Origin of the sequence: Pantoea sp. YU22 (assembly GCF_003970755.1) — a bacterium.
In the GTDB taxonomy this organism is placed as follows: Bacteria; Pseudomonadota; Gammaproteobacteria; order Enterobacterales; family Enterobacteriaceae; genus Pantoea; species Pantoea piersonii.
In genome coordinates, this window is the sequence record NZ_RYDU01000054.1 from 1 (window position 1) to 401 (window position 401).

General features: G+C 48.6%; 1 tRNA gene. It reads right to left on the minus strand.

Annotated features, from left to right (window positions below):
- Positions 1-223 precede the first annotated feature (223 nt).
- Positions 224-299, minus strand: a tRNA-Glu gene (locus EKL29_RS22980).
- Positions 300-401 lie beyond the last annotated feature (102 nt).

A 401-nucleotide genomic window follows, 5' to 3' on the forward strand; every position in this document is an offset into this window, starting at 1 on the left:
TAGTCGCTTAACCTCACAACCCACAGGCGTCTTGCGACGTGCGGTTGTGATTATTGAGAGACTCGAACGCCTCGCCTCTATTCCTTATTACGGAGGAATAATGCAAAGCGTCGTTTCAATTTTCAGCTTGTTCCGGATTGTTAAAGAGCAAATATCTTAAACATGACTCGTAAGTCATCTTTAAGATAGTAGGGTTGGCGACTTTCACTCACAAACCAGCAAGTGGCGTCCCCTAGGGGATTCGAACCCCTGTTACCGCCGTGAAAGGGCGGTGTCCTGGGCCTCTAGACGAAGGGGACACATAGTCTGCTTCGCAAGACGCCTTGCTCATTACTTTCTATCAGACAATCTGTGTGAGCACTTCGAAGGCAGTATCTTCAGGTAAGGAGGTGATCCAACCG